Below are 3624 nucleotides of genomic sequence, written 5' to 3'. Positions count from 1 at the left end.
CACAAGGAGAACAAGGACCAGCGGGACCACAAGGAGAACAAGGACTAGCAGGACCACAAGGAGAACAAGGACCAGCAGGACCACAAGGAGAACAAGGACTAGCAGGACCACAAGGAGAACAAGGACCAGCGGGACCACAAGGTGAACAAGGACTAGCAGGACCACAGGGAGAACAAGGACCAGCAGGACCACAAGGAGAACAAGGACCAACGGGACCACAGGGAGAGCAAGGACTAGCGGGACCACAAGGAGAACAAGGMCCGATAGGAATGCAGGGAGAACAAGGGCCAACAGGACCGCAAGGAGTACAAGGGCCAGCGGGACCACAGGGAGAACAAGGACCAGCGGGACCACAGGGAGAACAAGGACTAGCAGGACCACAAGGAGAACAAGGCCCGATAGGAATGCAGGGAGAACAAGGGCCAACAGGACCGCAAGGAGTACAAGGRCCAGCGGGACCACAGGGAGAACAAGGACTAGCAGGACCACAAGGWGAACAAGGACCAGCGGGACCACAAGGAGAACAAGGACTAGCAGGACCACAAGGAGAACAAGGACCAGCGGGACCACAAGGWGAACAAGGACTAGYAGGACCACAAGGAGAACAAGGACCAGCGGGACCACAAGGAGAACAAGGACTAGCAGGACCACAAGGAGAACAAGGACCAGCRGGACCACAAGGAGAACAAGGACYAGCAGGACCACAAGGAGAACAAGGACCAGCAGGACCACAAGGAGAACAAGGACYAGCAGGACCACAAGGAGAACAAGGACCAGCRGGACCACAAGGWGAACAAGGACTAGCAGGACCACAGGGAGAACAAGGACCAGCAGGACCACAGGGAGAACAAGGACCAACGGGACCACAGGGAGARCAAGGACCAGCAGGRCCACAGGGAGAACAAGGACCAGCAGGGCCACAAGGAGAACAAGGACCAGCGGGACCACAAGGTGAACAAGGACTAGCAGGACCACAAGGAGAACAAGGCCCGATAGGAATGCAGGGAGAACAAGGACCAGCAGGACCGCAGGGAGAACAAGGACCAGCAGGACCACAAGGAGAACAAGGACCAGCTGGACCGCAGGGAGAACAAGGGCCAACAGGACCAACAGGACCAACAGGACCAACAGGACCACGAGGGCCGGGGGTAACACCTACGTTTGGATCGTTATATGGAATTGATTCTGTCAGAAATGTAACAATAGGGATGAATATAGAGTTCGATTTTCCTGGTCCTGCTTCTAATACAACTCCAGATCCAGCGACAAATAGTATTACGATTCAGGCTAATGGGATTTATGAAATATCCGCTGACCTTACTTCTATAAATTCAGGTGGTGCAGCAACAAATTATAATATTAGAAGGAACAATGTTATAATTCCAGGATCGCGATTTACTACGGCAGGGACCAATGCCACAGTAGGAAAAACAATACAAACCACTTTGGTAGCAGGAGATGTTTTGACCGTAGCTCCAACAAATCTAAGTGGTAACAGTCAATATGCTAGTGCTTCACTGACTGTAAATCTTATTGGACCTTAAAATTGTTAGGTTTTACTCAAACTAAAAGCTGCTTTAACAAAAAACAAGGATGAAAATAAATGAGCCTAAAATTTGCAGTTTTTTATCCAAAACTAGTGTATTTTGGCTCTTTTAGATTCATAAGATACTGCGTTTATAGCATTCTAGTTTCTAAATACACATTGTAGTCTAATGGGAAGGCCTCCACTTAGATGAACCAATGAGTGCCGAAACACATTGTTGAAACGGTTAAATTTAGATTTTTTGATAGTAGGTTGAATTGGTTATTTAGGACATAATAGCCTAGACCACGAAAGAATTGCTCGGCTTTCCACTCCCCTTCGAAACCCGCGGGATCTTCCAGTCTAATGGCTTTAACGATATCGGTATGTGGACCATGCATCGATGAGAACAGGTCTTCTTTAGGAGAAGGGAGACAATGGGGACGGTTCTGATGGCTTTTTAGGATATTTAAGGACTTTGGCATTGGATGCTATGAGTCCTTTTCATTGTCTTATGGCCAAAAATATTTATCTGCAAATAGATACCATCCAACAAAGCCATTGTCCACATCACTCTCGACAAGTAGATTGTGGCTGTGGCTTTTATAAAATTGCTGGATTAATTATTGTCCTTCTTGTAGTATAGGAAATATATTTTACCCACAACCAAGATTTAGGAGGAGAAGATTTGTATAAATTAGTAGCAATAGATATTGATGGAACGCTGATGAATGATCGAAAAGAGATTACAAAAGAGGTAAATGACGCCATTCAAGCTGCTAAAGCAAAAGGTGTGAGGGTGGTCATCTGTACGGGAAGGCCAATCGTCGGTGTCCAATCGATTATTGAGGAATTGAAATTAAATGATGAAGATGACTATGTGATTACCTTTAATGGTGCACTTGTTCAAAATACTCACACCTATGATGTAGAGTCCCAAATTACCTTAACATTTGAAGACTTAAAAGAAATATATGAATTAAGCTTAAAGCTCCAGTCACCGCTCCATTTCTTTGATACAGAAAATCTTTATACACCGAATAGAGAGATCAATCGATACACCATTCATGAGGCCCATATCAATCAAATTCCACTCCATTATCGACCAATTGATGAAGTTTCAAAGGACATGATTATTCCAAAAGTGATGTTTATTGACGAACCGGAACGTTTGAATAAGGTCATTGCAAATATTCCTGAATCATTTTGGGATAAGTATACGTTCGTGAAAAGTACTCCGTTCTTTCTAGAAATCCTTGACCCAAGTGCCGGCAAAGGAAATGCAGTCAAACAACTTGCCGAAAAACTTGGGATAAAACGGGAAGAAGTCATATGCATCGGGGATGGCGAAAATGATCTAAGTATGATTGAGTATGCTGGCTGCGGAGTTGCCATGGCTAATGCAGAATCAGTTGTTAAAGAAGCGGCTCAGTTCCATACCTTATCTAATAACGAAAATGGAGTAGCCCATGCGATTGAGAAACTAGTATTAAACCATTCGCATGCCGATCAATCCTCGGGCTTAGTTGAAGTTTGATAAAGGGCAAAAAGACAGAGGGACGGTTCTACTGCATTTAACTAATATGATAGATACGAAGGGAAAAGGTCATGTATTCCTGCACTTCGCGGTGCAGGGATACATGACCTTCTTTATACTCTAATGCTAACACCTCTAAACCCAAATCAGTGAGATTTGGAGCAAGTGAACATAAGAGATTTGTATTTCCTACTGGTCCATCTAAGAGAGTTAGGAATTGGGGCTTTCACGGGGACGGTTCTTCGGCTTACTTGAGGAAGCAGAAGAAGAACGAAATCGCTACGCGATGGCTCTAAAAGAAAATTTAAATGAAGTTTAATTAAATATACTGTATAATAGTTGCGAACACTTGTATAAAAATGTATGAAAAATAGGTATCGGATTGAATCCCCAATACGACGTAAATTGAAAAAATCCTTCAACGAATAAAAATTTATTTTTGGTGGGGTTACCATATTTTAGTTCATTAGCGAGGGCCGCGACTTCATTCTTCTCTGGCAATCAAAAATTTTGCGCTATGATCTTCTGCTTAAAAATCATCAAAGGCACAACTAGCTCATTA

2 protein-coding genes are annotated in these 3624 nt (G+C 44.1%); both read left to right on the top strand.

Going from position 1 to position 3624, the window contains the following annotated elements; all coding sequences use genetic code 11:
* Positions 1-1544 (top strand): collagen-like protein (locus BTR25_RS26410; RefSeq protein ID WP_075690916.1); only part of this gene is annotated, 1544 nt, incomplete at its 5' end.
* Positions 1545-2213: 669 nt separating this feature from the next.
* Positions 2214-3062, top strand: coding sequence for a sugar-phosphatase (yidA, locus tag BTR25_RS26405; RefSeq protein WP_075690915.1), 849 nt, complete (start codon positions 2214-2216; stop codon positions 3060-3062).
* Positions 3063-3624: the final 562 nt, after the last annotated feature.

The sequence above is a fragment of the Bacillus sp. MRMR6 genome, assembly GCF_001940785.1.
Classification (GTDB): domain Bacteria; phylum Bacillota; class Bacilli; order Bacillales; family Cytobacillaceae; genus Neobacillus.
This window is presented reverse-complemented; position numbering and strand designations above follow the sequence as displayed.